Below are 385 nucleotides of genomic sequence, written 5' to 3'. Positions count from 1 at the left end.
GGTCGAACTGGTCGTTCTGCCACCCGGACTCGTTCCACGGCGCCTTGGACTGGAAGAACTGCGAGAACATCACGTCGGCGTTCGGCCGCGGGTTGATGTTGCCGAAACTCAACGGGTGCTTCATCCAGTGGTTGGACCAGTAACCGTCGCTGGGCAGGCGGTTCACGTCCAGCTTCAGCCCGGACTGTTTCGCCGACTGCTGCAGCAGCACGGCGATGTCCACCGAACCGGTGGCGGCAGGCGACGCCATGACCGGCATGGTGATGCTTTCCATGCCGGCCTTCTTCAGCAGGAACCTGGCTTTTTCAGGATCGTAAACGGTCTGCGGCAAGTCAGTGTTGAAGTAGCGCGACCCTGGGGCAATCGGGTGATCGTTGCCGACCAC

The 385-nt window shown here is 61.6% G+C and carries 1 protein-coding gene; it reads right to left on the bottom strand.

All coding sequences use genetic code 11. The features are described from left to right. Positions 1-385 (bottom strand): ABC transporter substrate-binding protein (locus EOC83_RS32685; protein WP_245441860.1); only part of this gene is annotated, 385 nt, incomplete at both ends.

Origin of the sequence: Mesorhizobium sp. Primo-A (assembly GCF_003997175.1) — a bacterium.
Taxonomy (GTDB): domain Bacteria; phylum Pseudomonadota; class Alphaproteobacteria; order Rhizobiales; family Rhizobiaceae; genus Mesorhizobium; species Mesorhizobium ciceri.
The sequence above is the reverse complement of the archived record's forward strand: the minus strand, read 5'-3'. Positions and strand labels throughout refer to the sequence as shown.